A 26287-nucleotide genomic window follows, 5' to 3' on the forward strand; every position below is an offset into this window, starting at 1 on the left:
TGGCGGTCTGCCGGCTTGCCCGGGAAGTTTCGAACCAAAATGGGCTGATGGGTGGGAAGGGGGCAGTCTTGCGCACCAATATAGTGCGTATTTGGCGGGTCTGTTCAGGAATGCTGAAAAAGGCTTTGTTGGCAGAGGGTACGGCGGTAGATCACGCAACGGTGGCGTTCTGGATTCAGGAAGGCTTTTTCGGCGGGGTCTTTCTGTTGTTCAGGCAAGGGGTGATGACTTCGCGCAGGCCACCATTGTCGTGCGGCAATAAAAACACCGCAGTCAACGGTGTGCCTCCGCGGACGGCTGAAGGCAGTTTTATCTTGATGGGGTGGCCGGCCATATCAGCGCTGATCCACTCGCGTAACTCGCGGCGATTGGCAGGCATGGTGAATTTGAACAGTGCACCCTGCGGTTGCGGGTGTTCTGCGCTGTAGTAGCCGTTTACGGGATAGGTGTGGGCGGGAAGCGCACCTGTCGTGAGGCTGAGGGGGTCTGTTGGCCGGGTTCTTTTACCTTCATAAATGCTGGGATTGAAGCGCAGTTCATCGGTGTGGGTGTACAGCGAGATGACCGGGCGCAAAGGTGAGCGATAGCAGGCGACTTGCAGGATCGCAATGCTGGTCTCGTCAGCGTGAGCGGCCATGCCGTCGATGTGCACGCTGGTAATCTTGCTGCGCGGCTCGGGCGCTTGCACGATCCAGGTGGCGGGCACGAAGTTGTTGATTGGGGAGGACGTGCGTTCTTGTGCGCAGGCCAGCGGGCTGAGCATGAGCATCAGTGAGCATAGGCGTTTGCAGGTGGGATTCATTGCTAAGTACGCAGGAGGGTGGCGGCTGGTCGTTGCATCCTGGCGAATCGGCTGTCTGGGGTATGTCGGATATTTCTGCAAATTTATGAAATGACCGGAAATGGCCTGCACTGAACTGGGGCGTGATCGGACAAGGCAAACAGGCAAAAAAAAGACCTCCCGAAGGAGGTCTTTTTTGTCACGCCACGTTAAGCAGCGCTACCGGATCAGCAGCTGTAGTACAGCTCGTATTCCAGTGGGTGTACGAAGGTGCGGACCTTGATTTCTTCTTCGCTTTTCAGGGCGATGTAGGCATCGATAAAGTCGTCGCTGAACACGCCGCCTTTGGTCAGGAACGCACGGCCCTTGTCCAGCTCTTCCAGGGCTTCTTTCAGGCTGCCGCACACTTGTGGGATCTCTTTGGCCTCTTCAGGCGGCAGGTCGTACAAGTTTTTGTCGGCGGCGTCGCCTGGGTGGATCTTGTTCTGGATGCCGTCCAGGCCAGCCATCAGCAGGGCGGCGAACGCCAGGTACGGGTTGGCAGCCGGGTCCGGGAAACGTGCTTCGATACGACGGCCACGTGGGCTGTTGACGTAAGGAATACGGATCGAGGCGGAACGGTTACGGGCCGAGTAGGCCAGCATGACCGGTGCTTCGAAACCTGGTACCAGACGCTTGTAGGAGTTGGTCGCCGGGTTGGTGAAGCCGTTCAGGGCCTTACCGTGCTTGATGATACCGCCGATGAAGAACAGGGCAGTTTCCGACAGGCCGGCATAGCCTTCGCCGGCGAAGGTGTTCTTGCCATCTTTGGCGATGGACATGTGCACGTGCATGCCCGAACCGTTATCACCGTACAGAGGCTTAGGCATGAAGGTCGCGGTGCGGCCGTAGGCGTCAGCTACGTTGTGGACAACGTATTTCAGGGTTTGAACTTCGTCGGCCTTCTTCACCAGGGTGTTGAACTTGACGCCGATTTCGTTCTGGCCAGCAGTTGCCACTTCGTGGTGGTGAACTTCAACGACCTGGCCCATTTCTTCCAGCGCGTTGCACATGGAGGTACGGATTTCGTGGTCGTGGTCGAACGGAGGTACTGGGAAGTAGCCGCCTTTGACGCCTGGACGGTGGCCTTTGTTGCCGCCTTCGATGTCTTGGTCGGACATCCACGAGCCTTGCTCGGAGAAAATCTTGAACATCGAACCGGAGATGTCGGACTTGAACTTCACTTCGTCGAAGATGAAGAACTCAGGCTCTGGACCGCAGAAAACGGTGTCACCGATACCGGTGGTCTTCAGGTATTCCTCGGCACGGTGGGCGATGGCGCGCGGGTCGCGATCGTAGCCTTGCATGGTCGAAGGTTCGATGATGTCGCAGACCAGGATCAGGGTCGGCTCTTCGGTGAACGGGTCCAGTACGGCGGAGTCGTCGTCCGGCAGCAGGATCATGTCGGAGGCTTCGATGCCTTTCCAGCCAGCGATGGAGGAACCGTCGAACATCTTGCCGACTTCGAAGAAGTCGTCTTCCAGCGCGTCACGAGCCGGCATGGTCACGTGGTGCTGCGTGCCTTTGGTGTCCGTGAAGCGCAGATCAATCCATTTAACGTCATGATCTTTGATGAGTTGAACCGACTTCGACATAGTGTCCTCCGGGTGGCTTCGGGCTGGGGTAGTGGAGTTAGCCCTTAGAATGTGGGTGATGCCGGCGCGGATAGTCCGCCATGGCAACCTGCCTCACAAGAGAGCAAATTGCATGCCAGTGCGCCAACATGGGTTTTTTGGTCCAAAAACGCCCCTATAAAGGTGCAATGCGACAAAAGCTCGAAAATGGCGCACCGCAATGTGGCGCTTCCGCCTGAAAGCGCACTGCTTTAGTGCGCGCACAGTCCAATGCATATTAACTGGTTAAACCTTGAGCGATTTCCGCTATAATCCGCGCCCCCCTTTTTCAGCAGGCCCGGCGCGCGCTGTTTCCATGAAATTAATCGTTAAAGTCTTCCCCGAGATCACCATCAAAAGCCGACCGGTACGGACGCGTTTCATCCGTCAGTTGGCCAAGAACATCCGTGCCGTGCTCCGTGACCTGGACCCGGCTGTGGTGGTGAACGGCGTGTGGGACAACCTCGAGCTGGAAACCCGCCTCACCGACGCCAAAGCCTTGAAGGACATGACCGAACGCCTGAGCTGCATGCCGGGCATCGCGCATTTCCTGCAGGTGGATGAGTACCCGCTGGGCGACTTCGACGACATCACCGAGAAGTGCAAACAGCACTTCGGCAGCGAGATCGAAGGCAAGATCTTTTCGGTGCGTTGCAAGCGCGCCGGCAAGCACGCCTTCAGCTCCATGGACGTCGAAAAATACGTCGGCAGCAAGCTGCGTCGCGAGTGCGGCGCTGCCGGAATTTCCCTGAAAGCGCCGCAAATTGAAGTGCGCATGGAAATTCGCGACCAACGGTTGTTTGTCATCCACAGCCAGCACAACAGCATCGGCGGCTACCCGCTGGGCGCCCTGGAACAGACCCTGGTCTTGATGTCCGGCGGTTTCGATTCCACGGTGGCGGCCTACCAGATCATGCGCCGTGGCCTGATGAGCCACTTCTGCTTCTTCAATCTGGGCGGGCGTGCACACGAATTGGGCGTGATGGAAGTCGCGCACTTTATCTGGAAGAAGTACGGCAGCTCCCAACGCGTGCTATTTGTAAGCGTACCGTTTGAGGAAGTGCTGGGAGAAATTCTCGGTAAAGTCGATAACAGTCATATGGGCGTGGTATTGAAGCGTATGATGTTGCGCGCTGCGTCGCGGATCGCCGATCAGTTGCAGATCGACGCTCTGGTGACCGGTGAAGCCATCTCCCAGGTCTCCAGCCAAACGCTGCCGAACCTGTCGCTGATCGATTGCGTCACCGAGAAGCTGGTCTTGCGCCCGCTGATCGCCAGTCACAAGCAGGACATCATCGACCTGGCCGAAGAAATCGGCACGGCGGATTTTGCCAAGCACATGCCTGAATATTGCGGGGTCATCTCGGTGAACCCCAAGACCCACGCCAAGCGCAACCGCGTGGAGTACGAAGAACAACAGTTCGACATGGCCGTTCTGGAGCGTGCGCTCGAGAATGCCAAGCTGGTGCCGATCGATCGCGTGATCGACGAATTGGGCCAGGACATCAAGATCGAAGAAGTCAGCGAAGCCCTGGCCGGCCAGATCGTCATCGACATCCGTCACCCGGATGCCGCTGAAGATGAGCCGCTGGAAATCGCTGGCATCGACGTACAAACGCTGCCGTTTTATGCATTGAACGCGCGTTTCAAGGAACTGGATAACAGCCGTCAGTACCTGCTGTATTGCGACAAAGGCGTGATGAGTCGCCTGCATGCCCACCATTTGCTCAGTGAGGGGCATGCCAATGTGCGCGTTTATCGACCGAGCTAAGAGCCCGGGGCTGTTTGCCTGTGGCCTGCGTCACCGGCCCCCCGACTCTGCCGTCAAGCTGTAACGGCAAGGCCTGACTCTACTGTTAATCGCTGCCACGACCTGTCAGCACACCGAATCCTCTGATCGAGATACACAAGTGATCGAAAATCTACGTAACATCGCCATCATTGCTCACGTTGACCATGGTAAAACCACCCTGGTAGACAAACTCCTGCGTCAATCCGGCACCCTGGAGCGCAACGAGCTCAACGACGAGCGCGTGATGGACTCCAACGACCAGGAAAAAGAGCGCGGTATTACCATCCTGGCGAAAAACACCGCCATCAACTGGAACGGCTACCACATCAACATCGTGGACACCCCGGGCCACGCCGACTTCGGCGGCGAAGTAGAACGCGTAATGTCGATGGTTGACTCCGTTCTGCTGCTGGTTGATGCCCAAGACGGTCCTATGCCGCAAACCCGTTTCGTGACCAAGAAGGCTTTCGAAGCCGGCCTGCGTCCAATCGTGGTGATCAACAAGGTTGACCGTCCAGGCGCGCGTCCGGACTGGGTTCTGGACCAGATCTTCGACCTGTTCGACAACCTGGGTGCCACCGAAGAACAGCTGGACTTCAAAGTCGTCTACGCCTCGGCCCTGAACGGTATTGCCGGTCTGGACCACACCGACATGGCTGAAGACATGACCCCGCTGTACCAGTCGATCGTCGACAACGTACCAGCGCCAAAAGTTGACCGTGACGGTCCGTTCCAGATGCAAATCTCGGCACTGGACTACAACAGCTTCCTGGGCATTATCGGCGTTGGCCGTATCGCTCGTGGTCGCGTCAAGCCGAACACTCCGGTTGTGGCTATCGACGCCGACGGCAAGAAGCGTAACGGTCGTATCCTGAAGCTGATGGGTCACCACGGTCTGCACCGTGTAGACGTTGAAGAAGCGGCTGCCGGCGACATCGTCTGCATCAGCGGCATGGACTCGCTGTTCATCTCCGACACCCTGTGCGACCCGCTGAACGTTGAAGCGATGAAGCCGTTGACCGTTGACGAGCCAACCGTTTCCATGACCTTCCAGGTAAACGACTCGCCTTTCTGCGGTAAAGAAGGCAAGTTCGTGACTTCCCGTAACATCAAGGAACGTCTGGACAAAGAGCTGCTGTACAACGTTGCACTGCGCGTTGAAGAAGGCGACTCGGCTGACAAGTTCAAGGTATCGGGCCGTGGCGAGCTGCACTTGTCCGTACTGATCGAAACCATGCGTCGCGAAGGCTTCGAAATGGGCGTTGGTCGTCCAGAAGTGATCATCCGCGTTGTTGACGGTAACAAGCACGAACCATTCGAAAACGTCACCATCGACACCCCGGAAGAATCCCAGGGCAAGGTGATGGAAGAGATGGGTCTGCGTAAAGGCGACCTGACCAACATGGTGCCGGATGCCAAAGGCCGTGTACGTCTGGAATACAACATCCCTGCTCGTGGTCTGATCGGTTTCCGTAACCAGTTCCTGACCCTGACCAACGGTGCTGGCATCCTGACCTCGATCTTCGACCGTTACGACGTGATGAAGTCCGGTCAAATGTCCGGCCGTCAGAACGGCGTTCTGGTATCGGTAGAAACCGGCAAGGCGCTGACCTACTCCCTGGAAACCCTCCAGGCGCGTGGCAAGCTGTTCGTTGAACACGGTCAAGAGATCTACAACGGTCAGATCGTTGGTCTGAACAGCCGTGACACCGACATGGGCGTCAACCCAACCAAAGGCAAGAAGCTCGACAACATGCGTGCTTCGGGTAAAGACGAAACCATCGCTCTGGTTCCACCTGTTCGCTTCACCCTGGAACAGGCCCTGGAATTCATCCAGGACGACGAGCTGTGCGAAGTTACGCCTAAGTCGATCCGCCTGCGTAAGAAGATCCTGGACGAAGGCGAGCGTACCCGCGCTGCCAAGAAAGCCAAGAACTGAGTTAACTCAGGCTGAATGAAAAACGCCCCCGGTCGAAAGGCCGGGGGCGTTTTTTTGTGCCTGCAGTTTGTGTGTTGTCTCTACCGGCCCCATCGCAGGCAAGCCAGCTCCCACACTTGAATGTGTTCACAAATCAAAATGTGGGAGCTGGCTTGCCTGCGATGAGGCCCTAAAGGGCACTACAGAATCTGGATCAGAACTTATCGAGCGTCTTGAACTTGGTCTCGCGCACCACTTCCTTCGGCTTGTACGCGCAATACCCCGGGCGCGGCCCGATCTTCGGGTGGTTGCGGCAGGTATCCGGGCGCTTGTCATAAATAGTGCAGAAGCGCGTCTTACGATCCAGGAACAGGCAGTCGTTGTTGCTCATGCGCTGCAGGGTAAAAATCTCGGACTTGGAATTGAAGCGCTCGACGATGCCTTCCTTCTGCAAGCGCTTGGCGATGTTCTTCGCCGGGTCGCCGAGTTCGAATTCATCGACCAAGCCAATGCGGATCAGGTCCTTGACCTTCACTTCCACCGGCAGCGTGCAGCAGCTGGACACGCAGCCACCGCACATGTGCGCGGAGTATTTCTGCCACGTTTCAAGACGGTCGAGTTCCGCGGCGGCGATCAGTTGAGGCTTCATCAGGGTTCCAAAAGGTGGGGCTGTATCCGGGCGCGCGATCATACCGGGATTGGTGATTTTTTGAACAATATTTTGCGGGTTTCAGCCAGAAGGTGCGCTTGCCGCAAAAGCAGGCACGGCCAATGCATCAAAAACCAGCAAAGGTAAATGCGTTAAAAAAGTGCCGAACCAGAGCGGTCACCGTCTGTCAGACCGTCTAGGCTCTAGCAACTCCTTCTATCTCGCCCGAGGTCGCATCTGATGTCTCAGGAACCACTTGCACGAGAAGCAGAGGTAGCCGCATTCCGCGATGCCGTCTTGACCAAACTCACCTACGCGGTGGGCAAGGACCCGGATCACGCCTTCGACCACGACTGGTTCGAAGCCATTGCCCTGGCCGCGCGCGACCAGATGGTCGATCACTGGATGGACCACACGCGGCGCATCTACCGCAAAGGCCAGAAGCGTGTGTATTACCTTTCCCTGGAATTCCTCATCGGCCGCTTGCTCTACGACAGCCTGAGCAACCTCGGCGTGCTGGAGATTGCCCGCGAAGCCCTGGCCGAGCTGGGCGTGGACCTGGAGCGCATCCGCCTGCTGGAGCCCGACGCGGCGCTCGGCAACGGTGGCCTCGGCCGTCTGGCGGCGTGCTTTATGGAAAGCATGTCGACCCTGGGCATTGCCGGCCACGGTTATGGCATCCGTTATGAACATGGCCTGTTCCGCCAGGCGATTGTCGATGGCTGGCAACAGGAACAGACCGAACACTGGCTGGATTTCGGCAACCCGTGGGAATTCGAACGGCCGGAAGTGGTGTACCCGATTGGCTTTGGTGGCAGCGTCGAAACACTGGAGGATGAGTCAGGAAAGATGGTCCAGCGCTGGACCCCCAGCGAAACCGTACGCGCCATTGCTTATGACACCCCGGTGGTCGGCTGGCGCGGTGCCAGCGTCAACACCCTGCGCCTGTGGCGTGCCCGCGCCGTGGAAGATCTGCACCTGGAACGCTTCAACGCCGGTGACCACCTCGGCGCCGTCGCCGAAGTGGCCCGCGCCGAAAGCATCTCCCGCGTGCTTTACCCGGCCGACAGCACCGAAGCAGGGCAGGAACTGCGCCTGCGCCAGGAATACTTCTTTGTCGCCGCGTCGCTGCAAGACCTGCTGCGCCGCCACAAGAACATGCACGGCTCGGTCCTCAGCCTGGGCGAACACGCGGCGATCCAGCTCAACGACACCCACCCGTCCATCGCCGTGGCCGAATTGATGCGCCAATTGGTGGACCTTCACGATATTCCGTGGGACGCCGCGTGGGATGTGACGGTTGAAACCCTGTCCTACACCAACCACACCCTACTGCCCGAAGCCTTGGAAACCTGGCCTGTCGGATTGATGGAACGCATGCTGCCCCGGCACATGCAGATCATCTACCTGATCAACGCCCAGCACATCGACTCGCTGCGCGCCAAGGGCATCCACGACTTCGACGTGCTGCGCGCCGTGTCGCTGATCGAAGAAGACAACGGCCGCCGCGTGCGCATGGGCAACCTGGCGTTCCTCGGCTCCCATAGCGTCAACGGCGTGTCGGGTTTGCACACCCAACTGATGCGCAGCACAGTGTTCTCCGAACTGCACAAGCTCTACCCCGAGCGGATCAACAACAAAACCAACGGCATCACCTTTCGCCGCTGGCTGTACCAGGCCAACCCCAAGCTCACCGAGATGCTGGTGGAGGCCCTCGGCCCGGACATCCTCGACCAACCCGAACAACGCCTGATCGAGCTGGAACCGTTTGCCGACAAGCAGGCGTTCCGCAAGGAGTTCGCCGAGCAACGCCTGCACAGTAAAAGGGCATTGGCGGAAATCATCCACGAACGCCTGGGCATTTCGGTCAACCCGGCGGCGATGTTCGACGTGCAGGTCAAGCGCATCCACGAGTACAAGCGCCAACTGCTCAACCTGCTGCACACCGTGGCGCTGTACCAGGCGATCCGCGCCGAGCCGGGTACCGATTGGGTGCCACGGGTGAAGATCTTCTCGGGCAAGGCGGCGGCCAGCTATCACCAGGCCAAGCTGATCATCAAGCTGACCAACGACATCGCCCGCACCGTCAACAACGACCCCACCGTGCGCGGCCTGCTCAAGGTGGTGTTCCTGCCCAACTACAACGTCAGCCTGGCGGAAAGCATCATCCCGGCGGCGGACTTGTCGGAGCAGATCTCCACCGCCGGCTTTGAAGCCTCGGGCACCAGCAACATGAAGTTCGGCCTCAACGGCGCGCTGACCATCGGCACCATGGACGGCGCCAACGTGGAGATGCACGAGCGCGTCGGCGCCGAGCACATGTTTATCTTCGGCCTCAGCGCGCAGCAGGTTGAAGCGCGTAAACATGCCGGTGAATTCAACGCCGGGCCCGATATCGCCGCGTCCCATCGCCTCAACGATGTGCTGCAAGCGATCCGTGGCGGGGTGTTCTCGCCGGATGATCCGGGGCGTTATGTGGGCTTGATCGACGGGTTGGTCGATTACGACCGTTTCCTGGTGTGTGCCGACTTCGATTCCTACTGGGACGCCCAGGCGCGGGTCGAAGCGCATTGGCACGATTCCAAGGCGTGGTGGCGCTCGGCGGTGCTCAATACGGCGCGGATGGGCTGGTTCAGCTCCGACCGGACCATCCGCGAATACGCCACCGAAATCTGGAAAGCCCTCGACTAAACCCCGCAACACCCTGTGGGAACAGGCTCTTGTGGGAGCGGGCTTGCCCGCGATTACGGTGTGTCAGTTAACCAATATGTCGACTGGCACACCGCAATCGCGGGCAAGCCCGCTCCCACATAAGTCCACATAAGCCTTCTCCCACATTGCGCTTGCGTCGATATACTAGGCCTCGGTTTGCCTAGGGATTATCGACCATGCAATGGATTTTCATGCTGATTGGCCTCGCGCTCGGCTGGACACTCGACGAGTCGTTCAGTGACGCCGGCATCGGTGCGCTGCTGGGCTTGGGTATTGGCCAGGCGATCCGCCTCACGCAACTGTCGGCCCAGGCAGACAAGCAGGGAACCCAGCTGGAAACCACGCAAAAGGCGCTGATCGCCCTGGGTGAACGCCTGCGGCAACTGGAAGTGCCCGCGCCGCCAAGCAGCGCCATCGTCGAACCCCCAATCCCCGAGCCAACCCCCGTGGCCAAGGCGCCCGAACTTGTCTGGGAGCTGCCGGCCGAATTGGCACCCGTCGCCGTGGTTGCCGAAACGAGCCGGCCACTGCCGGAAGACGCCTGGGCCCCAACGCCACGCCCGGAAAAAGAACCGGCAATCCCCCGTGGCCCCAACCTGATCGAACGCGCCATCAGCGGTGCGCGTAATTGGTTGTTTGGCGGCAACACCGTATTGCGTGTGGGCGTGGTGCTGTTGTTCCTCGGCCTGGCGTTCTTGCTGCGTTATGCCACCGAAGGCATGGTGGTGCCGATTGAACTGCGCTACGCCGGTGTCGCCGCCGCTGCCATCGCCCTGTTGGGCCTGGGCTGGTGGCTGCGCCTGCGCAACAGCAACTACGGCCTGATGCTGCAAGGCACCGGGATCGCGGTGCTGTACCTCACGGTCTTCGCGGCGATGCGCCTGCATCCGCTGATCGATCCCGGTGCGGCGCTGGGCTTGCTGGTGGCGGTCACGGTGTTCTCGGCGATCCTGGCGATTACCCAGGACGCCTTGGGCCTGGCCTGTGCCGCCGCGCTCGGCGGTTTCGCGGCGCCGATCCTCACGTCCACTGGCGCCGGCAACCATGTGGCGTTGTTCAGTTACTTCGCCTTGCTCAACGCCGGCATCCTCGCCATCGCCTGGTTCAAGGCGTGGCGCCTGCTCAACCTGATCGGCTTTGTCGGCACCTTCGGCATCGGCTTCGCCTGGGGCCTGCGCTCCTACACGCCGGAACTGCTGTGGAGCACCGAGCCGTTCCTGATCCTGTTTTTCCTGATGTACCTGGCCATCGGCCTGTTGTTTGCCCGGCGCAAGTTGTTGGAGATGGGGGGCGCGCCTGAAGGCCGTGATGCGTTGCTGCGCTGGTCGGCTGCCAAGGGCGATTATGTCGACGGCAGCCTGCTGTTCGGCCCACCGCTGGTGGGCTTTGGCTTGCAGTTCGCGCTGGTGCAGCACCTTGAGTTTGCCGCCGCGTTCAGTGCGCTGGGCCTGGGCATTATCTACATGGGGCTGGCGCGACTGCTCAGTGGTGGCCGCGCGTTGTTGTTGGCTGAAACCTGTCTGGCACTGGGTGTGATCTTTGCCAGCCTGGCGATTCCCTTGGGCCTCGATGCGCGCTGGACCGCTGCCGCCTGGGCCGTGGAAGGCGCCGGGATCTTCTGGCTTGGCTTGCGTCAGCAGCGGCCATTGGCGCGGGCCTTCGGCTTGCTGCTGCAAGTGGGCTCGGCGTTGGCGTTCCTCAGCGAGTTACGCGTTGGCGAACACACCTTGCTCGACGGTGCACCTTTGGGTGCTTTGCTGCTCGGCGCGGCGCTGCTGTTCAGCTTCGATCAATTGCGCAAGGCACCGAACGAACAGGCGGCGGACTGGGAGCGCAAAGGCCTGCCGGTGCTGGCGAGCCTTGGCCTGGGCTTTTTGTACCTGCTGGCGCCGTTGTTGTTGCAGACCCAAGGCACCGCCATCAGTTGGGCCATCGCCGGTCTGGCGACGCTGTTTGTCGGCCTGCGCATCGGCTCGCGCACCTTCCTCTTCACCGCGTTCGCCGTGCAGTTGCTGGGCGGCGCGTTGTTCCTCCTGCGCTTGCAAGGCGGTGAAGGCGCGGCGGTGTTCAGTGCGGGCTGGAGTGGCTTGCTCACCGCGTCGCTGATCGGCCTGGCCTTGATCGGCGGCATGCTGCTGGCGGCGCGCGACGACATGGTGCGCGGCGATGTGCGCTTGCTGCGCGGGCTGTCGGTGGTGCTGCTGGCGGGCTTGGTGCTGATCAACCTCGCGGTGCTGTTCGTGCTGCCGTGGCAAAGCGCCAGCGGCGTGTGGGCGGCCAGTGGGCTGTTGATCATCTGGCTGAGCCTGTACCTGCAACAGCGCGTCAGCTTTGTGTTCGGTTTGCTGCTGCAACTGATCGGCGGCGGTTCATTCCTGTTGTCGGTGCCGGAACTGCTGGGGCCGCTGACCAGCGAAGGCTTGCGACCCTTTGCCCACAGCGGTTTCTGGACGCCGTTGGTGCTGGGCCTGGCCGCACTGGTCGGCGCCTGGCGCTTGCAGCGTCAACCCCATGCGCCGGTGTTTAGCGTGCTGAAACTGCAACGCCTGTCCGACCTGCTGCTGGTCTGGGGCGCGGCGTGGTGGGCGTTGGCGTTGATCGGCGAAGTGCTGCGTTTTGTCCCGCGCGAACTGCAAGGCGCATTGCTGTTGGCAATCGCGGCCGTGAGCGTAGCGATCTGGACGCTGTTGGCCGCCCGCCTGAACTGGGCGTCGCTGGGCATGCTCTGCACCTTGCTGATGCCGGCGGCGGGCGTGGTGTTGCTGGTGTCGACCCACGCCTATTACCACCCGGCGGCGCAGTTTGGCTGGCTGGCCTGGCTGGCGGTGTTCGCCGTGCATTTCATCTCGTTGCGGCGCTTGGCTTCCACGGTGCCCGGCAAGGTGCTGAGCGCGGCCCACGTGTTGGGCTGCTGGATGCTGATCGGCGTGCTTGCGCTGGAACTGCGTTACGGCCTGTTGCTGCTGTCGGATCAGTACAACGCCTGGCGCTGGCTCGGCTGGGCGATTCTGCCCAGCCTGTACCTGGTGCTGGCCGCTGCGCCGCGCAATTGGCCGTGGCCGGTGGCCGCGTATCCACGGGAATACCGCGTGCTCGCCGCGCTGCCGTTGGCGGTGCTGATGCTCGGTTGGTTCTGGTTGGCGAACATGTTCAGCGATGGCACGGCCGAGCCGCTGCCTTATGTGCCGCTGCTCAACGCGCTGGATCTGGGTTTGCTGTTCGCGTTGCTGGGCATCTACCTGTGGTCGCGCAGTGCCGCGCCGGAGCGTGGGCCGCGCGTGGCGTTGATCGGCCAGGGTGTGGCGGGCATCTCGCTGTTTGCGTTCTTTACCGCGTTGGTGATGCGCGCCGCGCATCATTGGGGCGGTGTGCCGTTCCAGTTGGATGCGTTGCTCGAATCGATGCTGGTGCAGGCCGGCCTGTCGATCGTGTGGACGTTGATCGCCCTGGGCCTGATGATCGGCGGCCACCTGCGCCATCGTCGCGAAGTGTGGCTGATCGGCGCGGCGCTGATTGCGCTGGTGGTGGCCAAGCTGTTTTTTGTCGAATTGAGCAACCGTGGCGGGCTGGCGCGGATCGTGTCGTTTATCGGCGTGGGCGGCTTGTTGCTGGTGGTGGGCTACTTTGCGCCGCTGCCGCCCAAGCGTGTGGAAACCGAGGGAGCATCGTCTTGATGGGCAAGTTGAGTCTGAGTGGGTTGGCGTTGTGGCTGCTGTGTGCGGCGGCCTTCGCCCAGGAAACGCCGGCCGACTTTGCGGTCCAGGTGCCGCTGGCGGTGAGCGGCGCCGGTCCCTGGTATCGCCTGGAGTTGCCGTTGGCGGTGCAATTGCGCGCGCGGCAGGCGGATCTCAGCGACGTGCGGGTGTTCAACGCTGCCGGGGAACCGCAGGCCTACGCGCTGTCCCGCCAAGCTTCGCAGCGCAGCGAAAGCCGCAATGTGGCGGACGTGAAGTGGTTCCCGCTGTACGCCGCCGACACCCATGAAGCCTTGCCGGGCGTGGTGATGAAATCCACCAGCGAGGGCACATTGCTGGAAATCCGCCCCTCCACGCCGCAGGCGCAGCAGGTGTTGCGCGGCTGGGTGCTGGACGCCAGCGCGATCAAGGCGCCGTTGCAGCAACTGAGCCTGGACTGGAGCCGCGAGCGTGATGGTTTCCAGCGTTTCAGCATCGAGGCCAGCGATGATTTGCAGCACTGGACGCCTTGGGGCGACGGGCAAGTGGCGCGCCTGTCGTTTGCCGACGAGCGGGTCGAGCAGCATGACGTGAACCTGCCGGGGCGGGCGGCGCGTTACCTGCGCCTGGTGTGGCAAGGCCAGGCGGCGCCGCAGTTGACCTCGGCCAAGCTGGTCAGCGCCACCAGCAGCAGCCTGCCAATGCCGCTGGTGTGGTCGCAGCCGTTGGCGGGCACGCGGCTCAAGGCGGGGGAATACAGCTGGCAGTTGCCGACCGGGCTGAATATCGAGCGCTTGCGTGTCGAGTTGAACCAACCCAATACCTTGGCGCCGGTGACCTTGTCCGGGCGGCGCGACAGCCAGCAGGCCTGGCAACCGTTGAGCAACGGTTTGCTCTACCGCCTGACCCAGAACGGCCAGGACGTGGTGCAGGATGAGTTGCCGTTGCCGGGTCAGGTCGTGACTGAGCTCAAGTTGCAGGTGGACGAACGCGGCGGCGGCCTGGGCGTCGAGGCACCGGCCCTGCGCTTTGCGGTGCGCGCCACGCAGTTGGTGTTCCTGGCGCGAGGTGAGCCGCCGTTTACCCTGGCGCTGGGCAACGCGTCGGTGAAGGCGGCGAACCTGCCGTTGACCACGCTGATCCCGGACTACAGTGCCGAGCGCTTCAAGGCGCTGGGGCAGGCGAAGGTAGCGGGGGAGGTTGTGGTCAAAACAGTCGCCGTTGCCGCTGCGCCGCAAGCCGCTGCCGACTGGAAGAAGCTCGGCCTGTGGGCCGTGCTCCTGCTCGGTGTGGCAGCGCTGGGAGGCATGGCCTACAGTTTGTTGCGCAAGCCCCAGGCCAAACCGTGAACTCTATTGGCGTTAAATCCTCTGATTAGAGGAAATAAGCCCCGACTCGCGTTAAACTGCGCGGGTTTTCAAGCCCCCCATTCTTCGGAGCCTTACATGTCCCGCGTTACCTTGAGTCGCTATTTGATCGAGCAGACCCGCAGCAACAACACGCCTGCCGATCTGCGCTTCCTTATCGAAGTGGTGGCGCGTGCTTGCAAGGAAATCAGCCACGCCGTCTCCAAAGGCGCCTTGGGTGGTGTCCTGGGCAGCATGGGCACTGAAAACGTGCAGGGTGAAGTGCAGAAGAAACTCGACGTGATCTCCAACGAGATCCTGCTCGAAGCCAACGAATGGGGCGGTCACCTGGCCGGCATGGCGTCCGAAGAAATGGACAATGCCTACCAGATCCCGGGCAAATACCCGAAAGGCGCGTACCTGCTGGTGTTCGACCCACTGGACGGTTCGTCCAACATCGACATCAACGCCCCGGTTGGCACCATCTTCTCGGTACTGCGTTGCCCGAACGAATACCTGAGCCAGAACGAGCCGCTGAACGAAAAGGCCTTCCTGCAGCCAGGCACCCAGCAGGTTGCTGCCGGCTACGCGATCTACGGCCCACAGACCATGCTGGTGCTGACCCTGGGCGACGGCGTCAAGGGCTTCACCCTGGACCGCGAGATGGGCAGCTTCGTGCTGACCCACGAAGACATCACCATTCCTGCCGCTACCCAGGAATTCGCGATCAACATGTCCAACCAGCGCCACTGGGAAGAACCCGTAACCCGCTACGTTGGCGAACTGATGGCTGGCGAAGAAGGCCCGCTGAAGAAAAACTTCAACATGCGCTGGGTGGCCGCGATGGTTGCCGACGTGCACCGCATCCTGACCCGTGGTGGCCTGTTCATGTACCCACGCGACAGCCGCGAGCCGTCCAAGCCGGGCAAGCTGCGCCTGATGTACGAAGCCAACCCGATGTCGTTCCTGGTTGAGCAAGCGGGCGGCGCGTCCACCGACGGCCACCAGCGCATCCTCGACATCCAGCCGGAAGGCCTGCACCAGCGTGTGGCGGTGTTCCTGGGTTCGAAGGAAGAAGTTGAGCGTGTGACGGCGTATCACAAGGCCTAATCTTTTTAGTGAGCGGGGTAAGCCCGCTCACTACAGATTTTGCGGTAACCAGAGAAGCCCCAAAGCGTTTCAGCGTTTTGGGGCTTCTCTGCTTGGGTAACTGTCTGGCGGATGGTTCTGGTCCAACTCTTTGAATACTTCTTCCATATCTTCGTAGTGCCCCAGTTCTATTTCGCGGTTGCCCGAGGCTAGGAGCGCTAGCAAGGCTTGTGTTTCTTGGGCTGCTTCTGCCGTTTTCCTGTCTTCACTCATGAGCGTAAACCCCTGTATGGCGAGGAGAGCGGCTTGATTTTGGCAGTATGTGGAGATCTTCGAGTAGAAAAAATAAATACCCCCCTACATCGGGAACCAGAAACCCCTTTTCCCTTCTAAGCTTCTGGCAGACCCCCATGCTGCTTCGTCCCTCCAGGAGTTTTTCCATGTCGTTACGCCGTCTCGCCCTGCTGACTTTTTGCGTGCTGTTGGCCGCTTGCAGCAAGGTCAACCAAGAAAACTACGCAAAGCTGTCGGCTGGCATGGCCAAGGCCGAGGTGGAGTCGCTGTTGGGTAAGCCGACCGATTGTTCCGGCGCACTGGGCATGTCCAGCTGCACCTGGGGCGATAAAACCAGCTTTATCAGCGTGCAATATGCCGGTGACAAGGTTCTGATGTTTTCCGGGCAAGGCCTGAAGTAAACCGGGGCGCGAGCCTGCGGGAGAAGAAGAATGATGCGTTTTGTTTTATACCTTTGCGCCAGCCTGTTTTTGGCAGGCTGCGCCAGCCATTCTGGCGATGATCTGCAACCCAAGACCGCGAGCAACGTCAACCTCAAGCGTTACCAGGGCACCTGGTATGAGTTGGCGCGATTGCCGATGTACTTCCAGCGCAACTGCGCGCAGTCCGAAGCCCGTTACACCCTGTTGCCGGATGGCGACATGTCGGTGTTCAACCGCTGCCTGACGACTGAATGGAAGTGGGAAGAAGCCAAAGGCACGGCCACGCCGCAAGTGCCGGGCAAGACCGACAAGCTCTGGGTGGAATTCAACAACTGGTTTACGTCGTTGCTGCCGGGCGTCGCCAAGGGCGATTACTGGGTGCTGTATGTCAGCGATGACTACAAGACCGCGATTGTGGGCAGCCCGAGCCGGCGCTACATGTGGATCCTGTCGCGTACGCCGACGGTCAATGCGGACACCCGCGAAGACCTGCTGAGCCGGGCGCGACAGCAGGGGTATGACACCACGCGGTTGATCTGGCGTACGTCGGACAAGCAGATGGCGAAGACTTCGCAGTAACCCTGAATCAATGCGAATCTAAGTGTGGGAGCTGGCTTGCCTGCGATGGCATCACCTCGGTATGCCTGAAACACCGAGGTGCCTGCATCGCAGGCAAGCCAGCTCCCACACAAGCCAGCTCCCACAGGTTTAGCCGAGTAAGTTCTTTAGAACTTGGGTGAATGCGCGATTGCTGTCTTCTTCGCCGGCATGATGCCCATCCCGCACCACCCACTTCCCATTCACCAACACATCCCGCACCTGCCGATCCCCACCGGCAAACAACCAGCGATTCAGAATCCCATCCTCGCTAGCCGTCGCCAGGTACGGATCATTGCCATCCAGCACAATCCAGTCCGCACGTTTACCCACTTCCAACCGACCAATCGGCTGCCCCAGCGCCTGCGCGCCGCCGTCCAGCGCCGCATCAAACAGCGTCCGCCCGACCATCGGTTGATCACTGCGATACAGACGATTGCGCCGCTGGTCCCGCAGGCGCTGCCCGTATTCCAACCAACGCAACTCCTCGACCACGCTCAACGACACATGGCTGTCGGACCCAATCCCCATGCGCCCGCCCTGTGCGAGGAAATCCACCGCCGGGAAAATCCCATCGCCCAGGTTCGCCTCGGTGGTCAGGCACAACCCCGCAATCGCCCGGCTCTTGGCCATGCGCGTGACTTCATCCCCGTCGGCGTGGGTGGCATGCACCAGGCACCAGCGCTCATCCACTTCAACATTGTCATACAGCCATTGCAGCGGGCGCTTGCCGCTCCAGGCCAGGCAGTCGTCGACTTCCTTTTGCTGTTCGGCGATGTGGATATGCACCGGGCAAGCCTTGTCGCTGGCCGCCAGCACTGCGCTGATCTGTTGCGGCGTGACCGCGCGCAGGGAGTGGAAGCACAGGCCCAGCGCTTGCGCCGGTTGCGCGGCGAGGATCGGCTTGAGGTGCGCTTGCAGGTCCAGGTAGTTTTCCGTGCTGTTGATAAACCGGCGCTGGCCCTCGTTCGGCGCTTGCCCACCAAACCCGGAGTGGGTGTAGAGCACCGGCAACAGGGTCAAACCGATCCCGCTGCTGGCCGCTGCCTGGCTGATCTGCCGCGACAGCTCGGTGCGATCGGCATAGGGCTGGCCGCTGACGTCATGGTGCACGTAGTGAAATTCGGCCACCGAGGTGTAGCCGGCCTTGAGCATCTCGATATACAGCTGACGCGCGATCACCTGCAATTGTTCCGGGCTGATCTTGCCGACCATGCGGTACATCAGGTCGCGCCAGGTCCAGAAACTGTCATTCGGGTTGCCCGCCACTTCGGCCAAACCGGCCATGGCGCGCTGGAATGCATGGGAATGCAGGTTCGGCATGCCCGCCAACACCGGGCCTCTCAGCCGTTCGGCGCCCTCTGCACTGGCATTGGCCGCAACCTGTGTCAGCAAGCCGTCGGCGCTGACTTCAAGACGTACATCATTGGCCCATCCATTAGGCAGCAGTGCGCGTTCGGCAAAGAAAGCGGACATGATCAAGGCACCCCGGTCGTGTGTTTATTTGTATATACATATACAGACGTTTGCCTGCTCGGTAAACTCCGGCAATCTATGCATCTTTTTCCCCTGCAAGGATTCCCTGTGCCGACTCCGCCTGCCAAGTCTTCGCTGGCTGCCCACATGGACGAAAGTCCGGCGCCCTTGTACGCCCGCGTCAAACAGATGATCAGCCAGCAGATTCTCAACGGCAACTGGCCGCCCCATTACCGCGTGCCGTCGGAAAGCGAGCTGGTCAGCCAACTGGGCTTCAGCCGCATGACCATCAACCGCGCCCTGCGCGAGCTCACCGCCGAAGGGTTGCTGGTGCGCATGCAAGGCGTCGGCACCTTTGTCGCCGAGCCCAAGAGCCAGTCGGCGCTGTTCGAAGTGCACAACATTGCCGATGAGATCGCCTCCCGCGGTCATCGGCATACGTGCCAGGTTATCCACCTGGGCGAAGAGGCCGCCGGTTCCGAACGCGCCGTCGCCCTGGAAATGCGCGAAGGCGGGCGGGTGTTCCATTCGTTGATCGTGCACTTCGAAAACGATATTCCCGTGCAAATCGAAGACCGTTTCGTCAACGCCCTGGTCGCGCCGGAATACCTGCAACAGGATTTCACCCAGCAAACCCCATATGCCTATTTGAACCAGGTTGCGCCGCTGACCGAAGGCGAACACGTGGTGGAGGCGATCCTCGCCGACGCCGCCGAGTGCAAGCTGCTGCAAATCGAACCCAGCGAGCCGTGCCTGTTGATTCGCCGCCGCACCTGGTCCGGTCGCCAACCGGTGACCGCCGCGCGGTTGATCCACCCCGGTTCCCGTCACAGCCTGGAAGGACGTTTCAGTAAATGAGTGCAGTGAAAGTCTGGCGCGCCACTGACTACGTGCGCATGCCGTGGAAAAACGGCGGCGGCAGCACCGAAGAAATCACCCGTGACGCCGGCAGCGGCCTGGATGGTTTTGGCTGGCGCCTGTCGATTGCCGATATCGCTGAGTCGGGCGGCTTCTCGACCTTTGCCGGCTACCAGCGCGTGATCACCGTGATCCAGGGCGCGGGCATGGTGTTGACCGTGGATGGCGAGGAACAGCGCGGGTTGTTACCGCTGCAACCGTTCGCGTTCAAGGGTGACAGCCAGGTGGCGTGTCGTTTGATCACCGGGCCGATTCGCGATTTCAACCTGATCTATTCGCCAGAACGCTACCACGCACGGTTGCAGTGGATTGATGGTCAGCAGCGGTTTTTCACCACGGCGCAGACGGTGTTGGTGTTCAGCGTGGCGGATGAGGTGAAGGTGCTGGGCGAGAAGCTCGGCCATCACGACTGCCTGCAAGTGGACGGTAACACTGGCCTGCTGGATATCTCCGTAGCCGGCCGCAGTTGTGTGATCGAACTGACCGCACGCGGTTAAAAACTGTGGGAGCTGGCTTGCCTGCGATAGCGGTGTTTTAGTAGCAGATGTACTGACTGACACACCGCCATCGCAGGCAAGCCAGCTCCCACAGTTGTTTCCCACTGTTCATTCGATCTGTTTCCAACCGGCGCACCAACTTGTTACCGAACGCCCCAGCATGGCGCAAAGCCATGCCGACGCAACAAACATCCCCCGCGACAAAACTCCCCCGTAAGAAATTTCATCAAGCCTGGAAGCCTTAATTTCCAAGCCCTGCACGCCCTTTCCCCAAAAATCCCAACAGCCCCCTCAACAAGTTGGCCGCTTGATTGCATATGCTTGTATGTACAAGTAAAGATGTGTGCGTAAGAGTCCACATCGCACCAATCAAGTATGCGCATCGATCGCTGAGGAGTCTGAGTTGTGACCAAGCCTACTAAATACCGTGACGTAGAAATCCGCGCCGCCCACGGTAACAAGCTCACCGCCAAAAGCTGGCTGACTGAAGCGCCGCTGCGCATGCTGATGAACAACCTCGACCCACAAGTGGCCGAAAACCCGAAAGAACTGGTGGTGTACGGCGGTATCGGCCGCGCGGCGCGCAACTGGGAGTGCTACGACCAGATCGTCGAAAGCCTCACCAACCTGAATGACGACGAAACCCTGCTGGTGCAATCCGGCAAGCCGGTCGGCGTGTTCAAGACCCACAGCAACGCCCCGCGCGTACTGATCGCCAACTCCAACCTGGTGCCGCACTGGGCCAGCTGGGAACACTTCAACGAGCTGGATGCCAAGGGCCTGGCCATGTACGGCCAGATGACCGCCGGCAGCTGGATCTACATCGGCAGCCAGGGCATCGTCCAAGGCACCTATGAAACCTTCGTCGAAGCCGGTCGCCAACATTACAACAGCGATCTGACCGGGCGTTGGGTACTCACCGCCGGCCTCGGCGGCATGGGCGGCGCGCAGCCATTGGCCGCCACCCTGGCCGGCGCATGCTCGCTGAACATTGAATGCCAGCAGGTCAGCATCGATTTCCGCCTGGCCAGCCGCTACGTTGACGAGCAAGCCACTGACCTCGACGACGCCCTTGCGCGCATCGCCAAATACACCAAGGAAGGCAAGGCCATCTCCATCGCCCTGCTGGGTAACGCCGCCGAAATCCTGCCGGAACTGGTCAAGCGCGGCGTGCGTCCGGACATGGTCACCGACCAGACCAGCGCCCACGACCCGCTCAACGGCTACCTGCCCGCCGGCTGGACCTGGGACGAATACCGTGCCCGTGCCAAGACCGAGCCCGCCGCTGTAATCAAGGCCGCCAAGCAGTCGATGGCCGTACACGTCAAAGCCATGCTGGACTTCCAGAAGCAAGGCATCCCGACCTTCGACTACGGTAACAACATCCGTCAGATGGCCCAGGAAGAAGGCGTGGAAAATGCCTTCGATTTCCCGGGTTTCGTGCCGGCCTACATCCGCCCGCTGTTCTGCCGTGGCATCGGCCCGTTCCGCTGGGCCGCACTGTCCGGCGACCCGCAGGACATCTACAAGACCGACGCCAAAGTCAAAGAGCTGATTCCCGACGACGCCCACCTGCACAACTGGCTGGACATGGCGCGCGAGCGCATCAGCTTCCAGGGCCTGCCGGCGCGTATCTGCTGGGTTGGCCTGGGCCAGCGCGCCAAGCTCGGCCTGGCGTTCAACGAAATGGTGCGCAGCGGCGAGCTGTCGGCGCCGGTGGTGATCGGCCGTGACCACCTCGACTCCGGCTCGGTGTCCAGCCCGAACCGTGAAACCGAAGCCATGCAGGATGGCTCCGACGCCGTGTCCGACTGGCCGCTGCTCAACGCCTTGCTCAACACCGCGAGCGGCGCGACCTGGGTGTCGCTGCACCACGGTGGTGGTGTCGGCATGGGCTTCTCCCAGCACTCCGGCATGGTGATCGTCTGCGACGGTACCGACGAAGCGGCTGAGCGCATTGCCCGCGTGCTGCACAACGACCCGGCGACTGGGGTGATGCGTCACGCCGATGCCGGGTACCAGATCGCTATCGACTGCGCCAAGGAGCAGGGCCTCAACCTGCCAATGGTCAAGTAACGGCTGGCTCGGTTCCTGTGGGAGCTGGCTTGCCTGCGATGGCATCACCTCGGTTCTACTGACAGACCGAGTCGCCCGCATCGCAGGCAAGCCAGCTCCCACAGAAAAGCAATGTGCACACAGAACAATCCACCAGAGGTTGAACCGACATGGCTGCAAATGACACCACCCCGTTGATCGAGAAACGTTCGATCGACTACATCCCGGAAGCGGAAAGACACGGTCGTCTATTTAGCCAGTTCACCCTGTGGATGGGCGCCAACCTGCAAATCACCGCGATTGTCACCGGGGCCTTGGCCGTGGTGTTGGGCGGTGATGTGTTCTGGTCGTTGATCGGTCTGTTCATCGGCCAACTGCTGGGCGGTGGGGTGATGGCGTTGCATGCGGCGCAAGGGCCCAAGTTGGGCTTGCCGCAGATGATTTCCAGCCGGGTGCAGTTTGGGGTGTATGGCGCGGCCATTCCGATTGTGCTGGTGTGCTTGATGTACCTCGGGTTCACCGCGACGGGCACGGTGTTGTCCGGCCAGGCGCTGGGCCAGTTGTTTGGCGTCAGCGACAGCGTCGGCATCCTGATTTTTGCCAGCGTCATCGTGCTGGTCACAGTGCTCGGCTACCGGGTGATCCACTTCATCGGCCGTGTCGCCAGCGTCATCGGCGTGATTGCCTTTGTGTACCTGTTCAGCCGCCTGATGAGCCAGACCGACGTAGGCGCGCTCCTGCAAATCCGCCACTTCAGCTGGAGCAGTTTCCTGCTGGCGGTGTCGCTTGCGGCGTCCTGGCAGATCGCCTTCGGCCCGTACGTGGCGGACTACTCGCGCTACCTGCCGAGCAGCACGTCGTCGGTGAAAACCTTTCTCGCGGCGGGTGCGGGTTCGGTGATCGGCGCCCAGGTGGCGATGGTGCTCGGCGTGTTTGCCGCGGCCATGTCCAACGGGCAATTCGCCGGTCACGAAGTGGCCTACATCGTCGGCTTGAGCGGCACCGGCGCGACCGCTGCGCTGCTGTATTTCAGCATCGCGTTTGGCAAGGTGACCATCTCCACGCTGAACTCCTACGGCAGCTTCATGTGCATCGCCACCATCGTCAGCGGTTTTCGCGGGCGCATGGAAGTGACGCGCATGCAGCGCCTGGTGTTCGTGCTGGCCATTGTCGGCACGGCGACCCTGATTGCGTTGCTCGGCCAGCACTCGTTCCTCGGGGCGTTCAAGTCGTTCATCTTGTTCCTGCTGGCGTTTTTCACGCCCTGGAGCGCGATCAACCTGGTGGACTACTACTGCATCACCCGCGACCGCTATGACGTGCCCGCGCTGGCCGACCCGAACGGTCGTTACGGCCGCTGGAACCTGCTGGGTATCAGCGTGTATGTGTTCGGTGTGTTGGTGCAGTTGCCGTTCATCTCCACCAAGTTCTACACCGGCCCCTTGGTGGCCGCCCTGGGCGATGTGGATATTTCCTGGATCATCGGCCTGGTACTGCCCGCCGCCCTGTACTACGTGTGTGCGAAAAAATGGCACGGCAGCGTGCCCGCTCAACTGATCCTGCCAACAGAGCAGGGCGCTGTACCAACAACAACCGGGCTGGCGGCACAAGCCTGATGGGACGTGGACAGGGCAGGATGCCTACTGACTGCCGTAATCCATTTCAAGATTGGGAGCGTCACAACAATGAAAATGCATAAAACCCTGATGGCCACCCTGTTCTCTGCGGGCGTGCTGGCCAGTGTTGGCGCCCAGGCAGCCGGCTGGTGCGAGTCCGGCAAACCGGTGAAATTCGCCGGCCTGAACTGGGAAAGCGGCATGTTGCTTACCGACATCCTGCAAACCGTGCTGGAAAAAGGCTACGACTGCAAAACCGACAGCCTGCCGGGCAATTCCATCACCATGGAAAACGCCCTGAGCAGCAATGACATCCAGGTCTTCGCCGAAGAATGGGTCGGCCGCAGCGAAGTCTGGAACAAGGCCGAGAAGGCCGGCAAAGTCGTCGGCGTCGGCGCGCCGGTGGTCGGCGCAATCGAAGGCTGGTACGTGCCGCGCTACGTGATCGAAGGCGACGCCAAGCGCAAGCTTGAAGCCAAGGCGCCGGACCTGAAAACCATCGCCGACCTGGCCAAGTACGCCGCCGTGTTCAAGGACCAGGAAGAACCGTCCAAAGGCCGTTTCTACAACTGCCCGGCCGGCTGGACCTGTGAGCTGGACAACAGCGAAATGCTCAAGAGCTACGGCCTGGAAAGTTCCTACACCAACTTCCGCCCAGGCACCGGCCCGGCGCTGGATGCGGCGGTGTTGTCGAGCTACAAGCGTGGCGAGCCGATCCTGTTCTACTACTGGTCGCCAACGCCGCTGATGGGCCAGGTCGATCTGGTCAAGCTGGAAGAAAAAGCCGGTGTGGACAAGAGCGTGACCATCAAGGTCGGCCTGTCCAAGACCTTCCACGAGCAAGCCCCGGAACTGGTGGCCGTGCTGGAAAAGGTCAACCTGCCCATCGACCTGCTGAACCAGAACCTGGGACGCATGGCCAAGGAGCGCATTGAGTCGCCGAAGCTGGCGAAGATCTTCCTCAAGGAACATCCTGAAGTCTGGCACGCCTGGGTGAGCGAAGACGCAGCCAAGAAAATCGACGCGGCCTTGTAGGTCAAGCGTGCCCGGCTACCCTGAGGGGTCGGCCGGGCGCCTGGCCACAACCCATTGGATCGAGAGCACGATATGTTTCCTGAGAGTTTTACGTTTTCCATCGCCGACTGGGTCAACGGTTGGGTGGACTCACTGGTCACCAACTACGGCGATGTGTTCCGGCACATCTCCGACACCCTGTTGTGGGCCATCGTCAACCTGGAAGGGCTGCTGCGCGCGGCGCCCTGGTGGCTGATGCTGGCCATCGTCGGCGGCGTCGCCTGGCATGCCACCCGCAAGGTGCTGACCACGGCGGTGATCGTCGGTTTGCTGTTCCTGGTGGGCGCGGTTGGCCTGTGGGACAAGCTGATGCAAACGCTGGCGCTGATGATGGTCGCCACGGTGATCTCGGTGCTGATCGGCATCCCGCTGGGCATCCTCTCGGCGCGCAGCAATCGCCTGCGTTCGGTGCTGATGCCGTTGCTGGACATCATGCAGACCATGCCGAGCTTCGTGTACCTGATCCCGGTGCTGATGCTGTTTGGCCTGGGCAAGGTCCCGGCGATTTTCGCCACGGTGATCTACGCCGCGCCGCCGCTGATTCGCCTGACCGACCTGGGGATTCGCCAGGTGGACGGCGAAGTCATGGAAGCCATCAACGCCTTTGGCGCCAACCGCTGGCAACAGCTGTTCGGCGTGCAACTGCCGCTGGCGCTGCCGAGCATCATGGCCGGCATTAACCAGACCACCATGATGGCGCTGTCGATGGTGGTGATCGCCTCGATGATCGGTGCCCGTGGCTTGGGTGAAGACGTGTTGGTCGGCATCCAGACCCTCAACGTCGGGCGCGGCCTTGAAGCCGGCCTGGCGATCGTGATTCTCGCCGTGGTCATCGACCGCATTACCCAGGCCTATGGTCGTCCACGGCATGAGGCGAGCAAATGACTACTGTCAGCAAAATCGAAGTTAAAAACGTCTTCAAGATCTTCGGCTCGCGCTCCAAGGAAGCGCTGGCGCTGATCGGCCAGGGCAAGACCAAGGACCAGGTGCTGGCCGAGACCGGCTGCGTGGTCGGCGTGAATGACCTGTCCCTGAGCATCGGCACCGGTGAGATCTTTGTGATCATGGGCCTGTCGGGTTCCGGCAAATCCACCCTGGTACGCCACTTCAACCGCCTGATCGATCCTACCAGCGGCGCGATCCTGGTGGACGGCGAAGACATCCTGCAGCTGGACATGGAAGCCCTGCGCCAATTCCGTCGGCACAAGATCAGCATGGTGTTCCAGAGCTTCGGCCTGCTGCCCCACAAGAGCGTGCTCGACAACGTCGCCTACGGCCTCAAAGTGCGCGGCGAAAGCAAGCAGGTGTGCGCCGAACGCGCCCTGCACTGGATCGAAACCGTGGGCCTCAAGGGCTACGAGAACAAATACCCGCACCAGCTCTCCGGCGGCATGCGCCAGCGCGTTGGCCTGGCCCGGGCGTTGGCGGCGGACACCGACATCATCCTCATGGACGAAGCGTTCAGCGCCCTCGACCCGTTGATCCGCGCCGAGATGCAGGACCAGTTGCTGGAGCTGCAAAAGACCCTGCACAAGACCATCGTATTCATCACCCACGACCTGGATGAAGCGGTGCGGATTGGCAACCGCATTGCGATCCTCAAGGACGGCAAGCTGATCCAGGTCGGCACGCCGCGCGAGATCCTGCATTCGCCGGCGGATGAATATGTGGACCGGTTTGTTCAGCGGCGGGCGGCGGTGGTCTGACGGACGCTATCGCAGGCAA

20 protein-coding genes are annotated in these 26287 nt (G+C 61.0%); 15 read left to right on the forward strand and 5 right to left on the reverse strand.

Annotation, left to right across the window (positions count from 1 at the left end):
- Positions 1-175: 175 nt before the first annotated feature.
- Together PSH87_RS01735 and glnA are read right to left on the reverse strand one after the other, a co-directional pair.
- Positions 176-763: a hypothetical protein gene (locus tag PSH87_RS01735; protein ID WP_305432247.1), complete on the reverse strand. Its 588-nt coding sequence runs from the start codon at positions 761-763 to the stop codon at positions 176-178.
- A gap of 245 nt (positions 764-1008) precedes the next feature.
- Positions 1009-2415, reverse strand: coding sequence for a glutamate--ammonia ligase (gene glnA, locus PSH87_RS01740; protein ID WP_017734852.1), 1407 nt, complete (start codon positions 2413-2415; stop codon positions 1009-1011).
- Positions 2416-2749: 334 nt separating this feature from the next.
- Here glnA and thiI point away from each other — a divergent pair, with 334 nt between their 5' ends.
- Together thiI and typA are read left to right on the forward strand one after the other, a co-directional pair.
- A complete protein-coding gene (gene thiI / locus PSH87_RS01745; protein WP_305432248.1) occupies positions 2750-4204 on the forward strand; it encodes a tRNA uracil 4-sulfurtransferase ThiI in 1455 nt (484 codons plus the stop codon).
- Positions 4205-4343: 139 nt separating this feature from the next.
- On the forward strand, positions 4344-6164 hold the full coding sequence (gene typA, locus PSH87_RS01750; RefSeq protein WP_305432249.1) for a translational GTPase TypA: 1821 nt from the start codon (positions 4344-4346) through the stop codon (positions 6162-6164).
- Positions 6165-6357: 193 nt separating this feature from the next.
- Here typA and PSH87_RS01755 read toward each other — a convergent pair whose 3' ends face one another.
- Positions 6358-6792, reverse strand: coding sequence for a YkgJ family cysteine cluster protein (locus PSH87_RS01755; protein WP_017734855.1), 435 nt, complete (start codon positions 6790-6792; stop codon positions 6358-6360).
- Between the two features lie 240 nt (positions 6793-7032).
- Here PSH87_RS01755 and PSH87_RS01760 point away from each other — a divergent pair, with 240 nt between their 5' ends.
- From PSH87_RS01760 to PSH87_RS01775, 4 genes are all read left to right on the forward strand, one after another.
- Positions 7033-9483, forward strand: coding sequence for a glycogen/starch/alpha-glucan phosphorylase (locus tag PSH87_RS01760; RefSeq protein WP_305432250.1), 2451 nt, complete (start codon positions 7033-7035; stop codon positions 9481-9483).
- Between the two features lie 197 nt (positions 9484-9680).
- Positions 9681-13178, forward strand: a complete 3498-nt coding sequence (locus PSH87_RS01765; protein WP_305432252.1) for a DUF2339 domain-containing protein — start codon at positions 9681-9683, stop codon at positions 13176-13178.
- Positions 13178-14527 carry a DUF3999 domain-containing protein gene (locus PSH87_RS01770; protein WP_305432254.1) on the forward strand — a complete coding sequence of 450 codons (1350 nt, stop codon included), beginning with the start codon at positions 13178-13180 and terminating at the stop codon, positions 14525-14527. Before PSH87_RS01765 ends, PSH87_RS01770 begins: the two co-directional genes overlap by 1 nt.
- A 96-nt stretch (positions 14528-14623) precedes the next feature.
- Positions 14624-15634 (forward strand): class 1 fructose-bisphosphatase, encoded by a 1011-nt coding sequence (locus PSH87_RS01775; protein WP_305432255.1) that lies wholly within the window; start codon positions 14624-14626, stop codon positions 15632-15634.
- Positions 15635-15703: 69 nt separating this feature from the next.
- On the opposite strand, the gene PSH87_RS01780 is transcribed toward PSH87_RS01775, so the two are convergent.
- Complete coding sequence (locus PSH87_RS01780; protein WP_305432256.1) at positions 15704-15886, reverse strand: hypothetical protein; 183 nt, start codon at positions 15884-15886, stop codon at positions 15704-15706.
- A gap of 167 nt (positions 15887-16053) precedes the next feature.
- Here PSH87_RS01780 and PSH87_RS01785 point away from each other — a divergent pair, with 167 nt between their 5' ends.
- Together PSH87_RS01785 and PSH87_RS01790 are read left to right on the forward strand one after the other, a co-directional pair.
- The gene (locus PSH87_RS01785) at positions 16054-16308 is read left to right on the forward strand and encodes a hypothetical protein (RefSeq protein ID WP_017734861.1); all 255 of its coding nucleotides are present in this window, start codon (positions 16054-16056) and stop codon (positions 16306-16308) included.
- Between the two features lie 30 nt (positions 16309-16338).
- Positions 16339-16908: a lipocalin family protein gene (locus tag PSH87_RS01790; protein WP_017734862.1), complete on the forward strand. Its 570-nt coding sequence runs from the start codon at positions 16339-16341 to the stop codon at positions 16906-16908.
- 129 nt (positions 16909-17037) lie between these two features.
- Here the strand turns inward: PSH87_RS01790 and PSH87_RS01795 are convergent, their stop codons facing one another.
- A complete protein-coding gene (locus tag PSH87_RS01795) occupies positions 17038-18402 on the reverse strand; it encodes a formimidoylglutamate deiminase (protein ID WP_305432258.1) in 1365 nt (454 codons plus the stop codon).
- Between the two features lie 147 nt (positions 18403-18549).
- On the opposite strand from PSH87_RS01795, the gene hutC reads away from it, so the two are divergent.
- The 7 genes from hutC to PSH87_RS01830 all read left to right on the forward strand — a co-directional run bounded on the left by hutC (position 18550) and on the right by PSH87_RS01830 (position 26268).
- Complete coding sequence (gene hutC / locus PSH87_RS01800) at positions 18550-19260, forward strand: histidine utilization repressor (protein ID WP_017738808.1); 711 nt, start codon at positions 18550-18552, stop codon at positions 19258-19260.
- Positions 19257-19817: a HutD family protein gene (locus PSH87_RS01805; RefSeq protein ID WP_017738809.1), complete on the forward strand. Its 561-nt coding sequence runs from the start codon at positions 19257-19259 to the stop codon at positions 19815-19817. Before hutC ends, PSH87_RS01805 begins: the two co-directional genes overlap by 4 nt.
- A gap of 405 nt (positions 19818-20222) precedes the next feature.
- Positions 20223-21893, forward strand: a complete 1671-nt coding sequence (gene hutU / locus PSH87_RS01810; protein ID WP_305432261.1) for a urocanate hydratase — start codon at positions 20223-20225, stop codon at positions 21891-21893.
- A 149-nt stretch (positions 21894-22042) separates the two neighbouring features.
- A complete protein-coding gene (locus PSH87_RS01815) occupies positions 22043-23488 on the forward strand; it encodes a cytosine permease (protein ID WP_124525415.1) in 1446 nt (481 codons plus the stop codon).
- 69 nt (positions 23489-23557) lie between these two features.
- Positions 23558-24523, forward strand: a complete 966-nt coding sequence (locus PSH87_RS01820; RefSeq protein ID WP_305432262.1) for an ABC transporter substrate-binding protein — start codon at positions 23558-23560, stop codon at positions 24521-24523.
- 72 nt (positions 24524-24595) lie between these two features.
- Complete coding sequence (locus PSH87_RS01825; protein ID WP_017738813.1) at positions 24596-25447, forward strand: proline/glycine betaine ABC transporter permease; 852 nt, start codon at positions 24596-24598, stop codon at positions 25445-25447.
- Entirely contained in the window at positions 25444-26268 is an 825-nt protein-coding gene (locus PSH87_RS01830) for a glycine betaine/L-proline ABC transporter ATP-binding protein (protein WP_017738814.1), read from the forward strand. The genes PSH87_RS01825 and PSH87_RS01830 overlap by 4 nt, the downstream gene beginning before the upstream one ends.
- The last annotated feature ends 19 nt before the right edge of the window (positions 26269-26287 follow it).

Source organism: Pseudomonas sp. FP453 (assembly GCF_030687495.1).
GTDB lineage: Bacteria > Pseudomonadota > Gammaproteobacteria > Pseudomonadales > Pseudomonadaceae > Aquipseudomonas.

Bases quoted from the DNA above. Each gene is read 5' to 3' on its own strand.
- PSH87_RS01735 (WP_305432247.1), bottom strand. From the start codon at position 763: ATGCTCAGCCCGCTGGCCTGCGCACAAGAACGCACGTCCTCCCCAATC.
- glnA (WP_017734852.1), bottom strand. From the start codon at position 2,415: ATGTCGAAGTCGGTTCAACTCATCAAAGATCATGACGTTAAATGGATT.
- thiI (WP_305432248.1), top strand. From the start codon at position 2,750: ATGAAATTAATCGTTAAAGTCTTCCCCGAGATCACCATCAAAAGCCGA.
- PSH87_RS01755 (WP_017734855.1), bottom strand. From the start codon at position 6,792: ATGAAGCCTCAACTGATCGCCGCCGCGGAACTCGACCGTCTTGAAACG.
- PSH87_RS01760 (WP_305432250.1), top strand. From the start codon at position 7,033: ATGTCTCAGGAACCACTTGCACGAGAAGCAGAGGTAGCCGCATTCCGC.
- PSH87_RS01765 (WP_305432252.1), top strand. From the start codon at position 9,681: ATGCAATGGATTTTCATGCTGATTGGCCTCGCGCTCGGCTGGACACTC.
- PSH87_RS01770 (WP_305432254.1), top strand. From the start codon at position 13,178: ATGGGCAAGTTGAGTCTGAGTGGGTTGGCGTTGTGGCTGCTGTGTGCG.
- PSH87_RS01775 (WP_305432255.1), top strand. From the start codon at position 14,624: ATGTCCCGCGTTACCTTGAGTCGCTATTTGATCGAGCAGACCCGCAGC.
- PSH87_RS01780 (WP_305432256.1), bottom strand. From the start codon at position 15,886: ATGAGTGAAGACAGGAAAACGGCAGAAGCAGCCCAAGAAACACAAGCC.
- PSH87_RS01785 (WP_017734861.1), top strand. From the start codon at position 16,054: ATGTCGTTACGCCGTCTCGCCCTGCTGACTTTTTGCGTGCTGTTGGCC.
- PSH87_RS01790 (WP_017734862.1), top strand. From the start codon at position 16,339: ATGATGCGTTTTGTTTTATACCTTTGCGCCAGCCTGTTTTTGGCAGGC.
- PSH87_RS01795 (WP_305432258.1), bottom strand. From the start codon at position 18,402: ATGTCCGCTTTCTTTGCCGAACGCGCACTGCTGCCTAATGGATGGGCC.
- hutC (WP_017738808.1), top strand. From the start codon at position 18,550: ATGGACGAAAGTCCGGCGCCCTTGTACGCCCGCGTCAAACAGATGATC.
- PSH87_RS01805 (WP_017738809.1), top strand. From the start codon at position 19,257: ATGAGTGCAGTGAAAGTCTGGCGCGCCACTGACTACGTGCGCATGCCG.
- PSH87_RS01815 (WP_124525415.1), top strand. From the start codon at position 22,043: ATGGCTGCAAATGACACCACCCCGTTGATCGAGAAACGTTCGATCGAC.
- PSH87_RS01820 (WP_305432262.1), top strand. From the start codon at position 23,558: ATGAAAATGCATAAAACCCTGATGGCCACCCTGTTCTCTGCGGGCGTG.
- PSH87_RS01825 (WP_017738813.1), top strand. From the start codon at position 24,596: ATGTTTCCTGAGAGTTTTACGTTTTCCATCGCCGACTGGGTCAACGGT.
- PSH87_RS01830 (WP_017738814.1), top strand. From the start codon at position 25,444: ATGACTACTGTCAGCAAAATCGAAGTTAAAAACGTCTTCAAGATCTTC.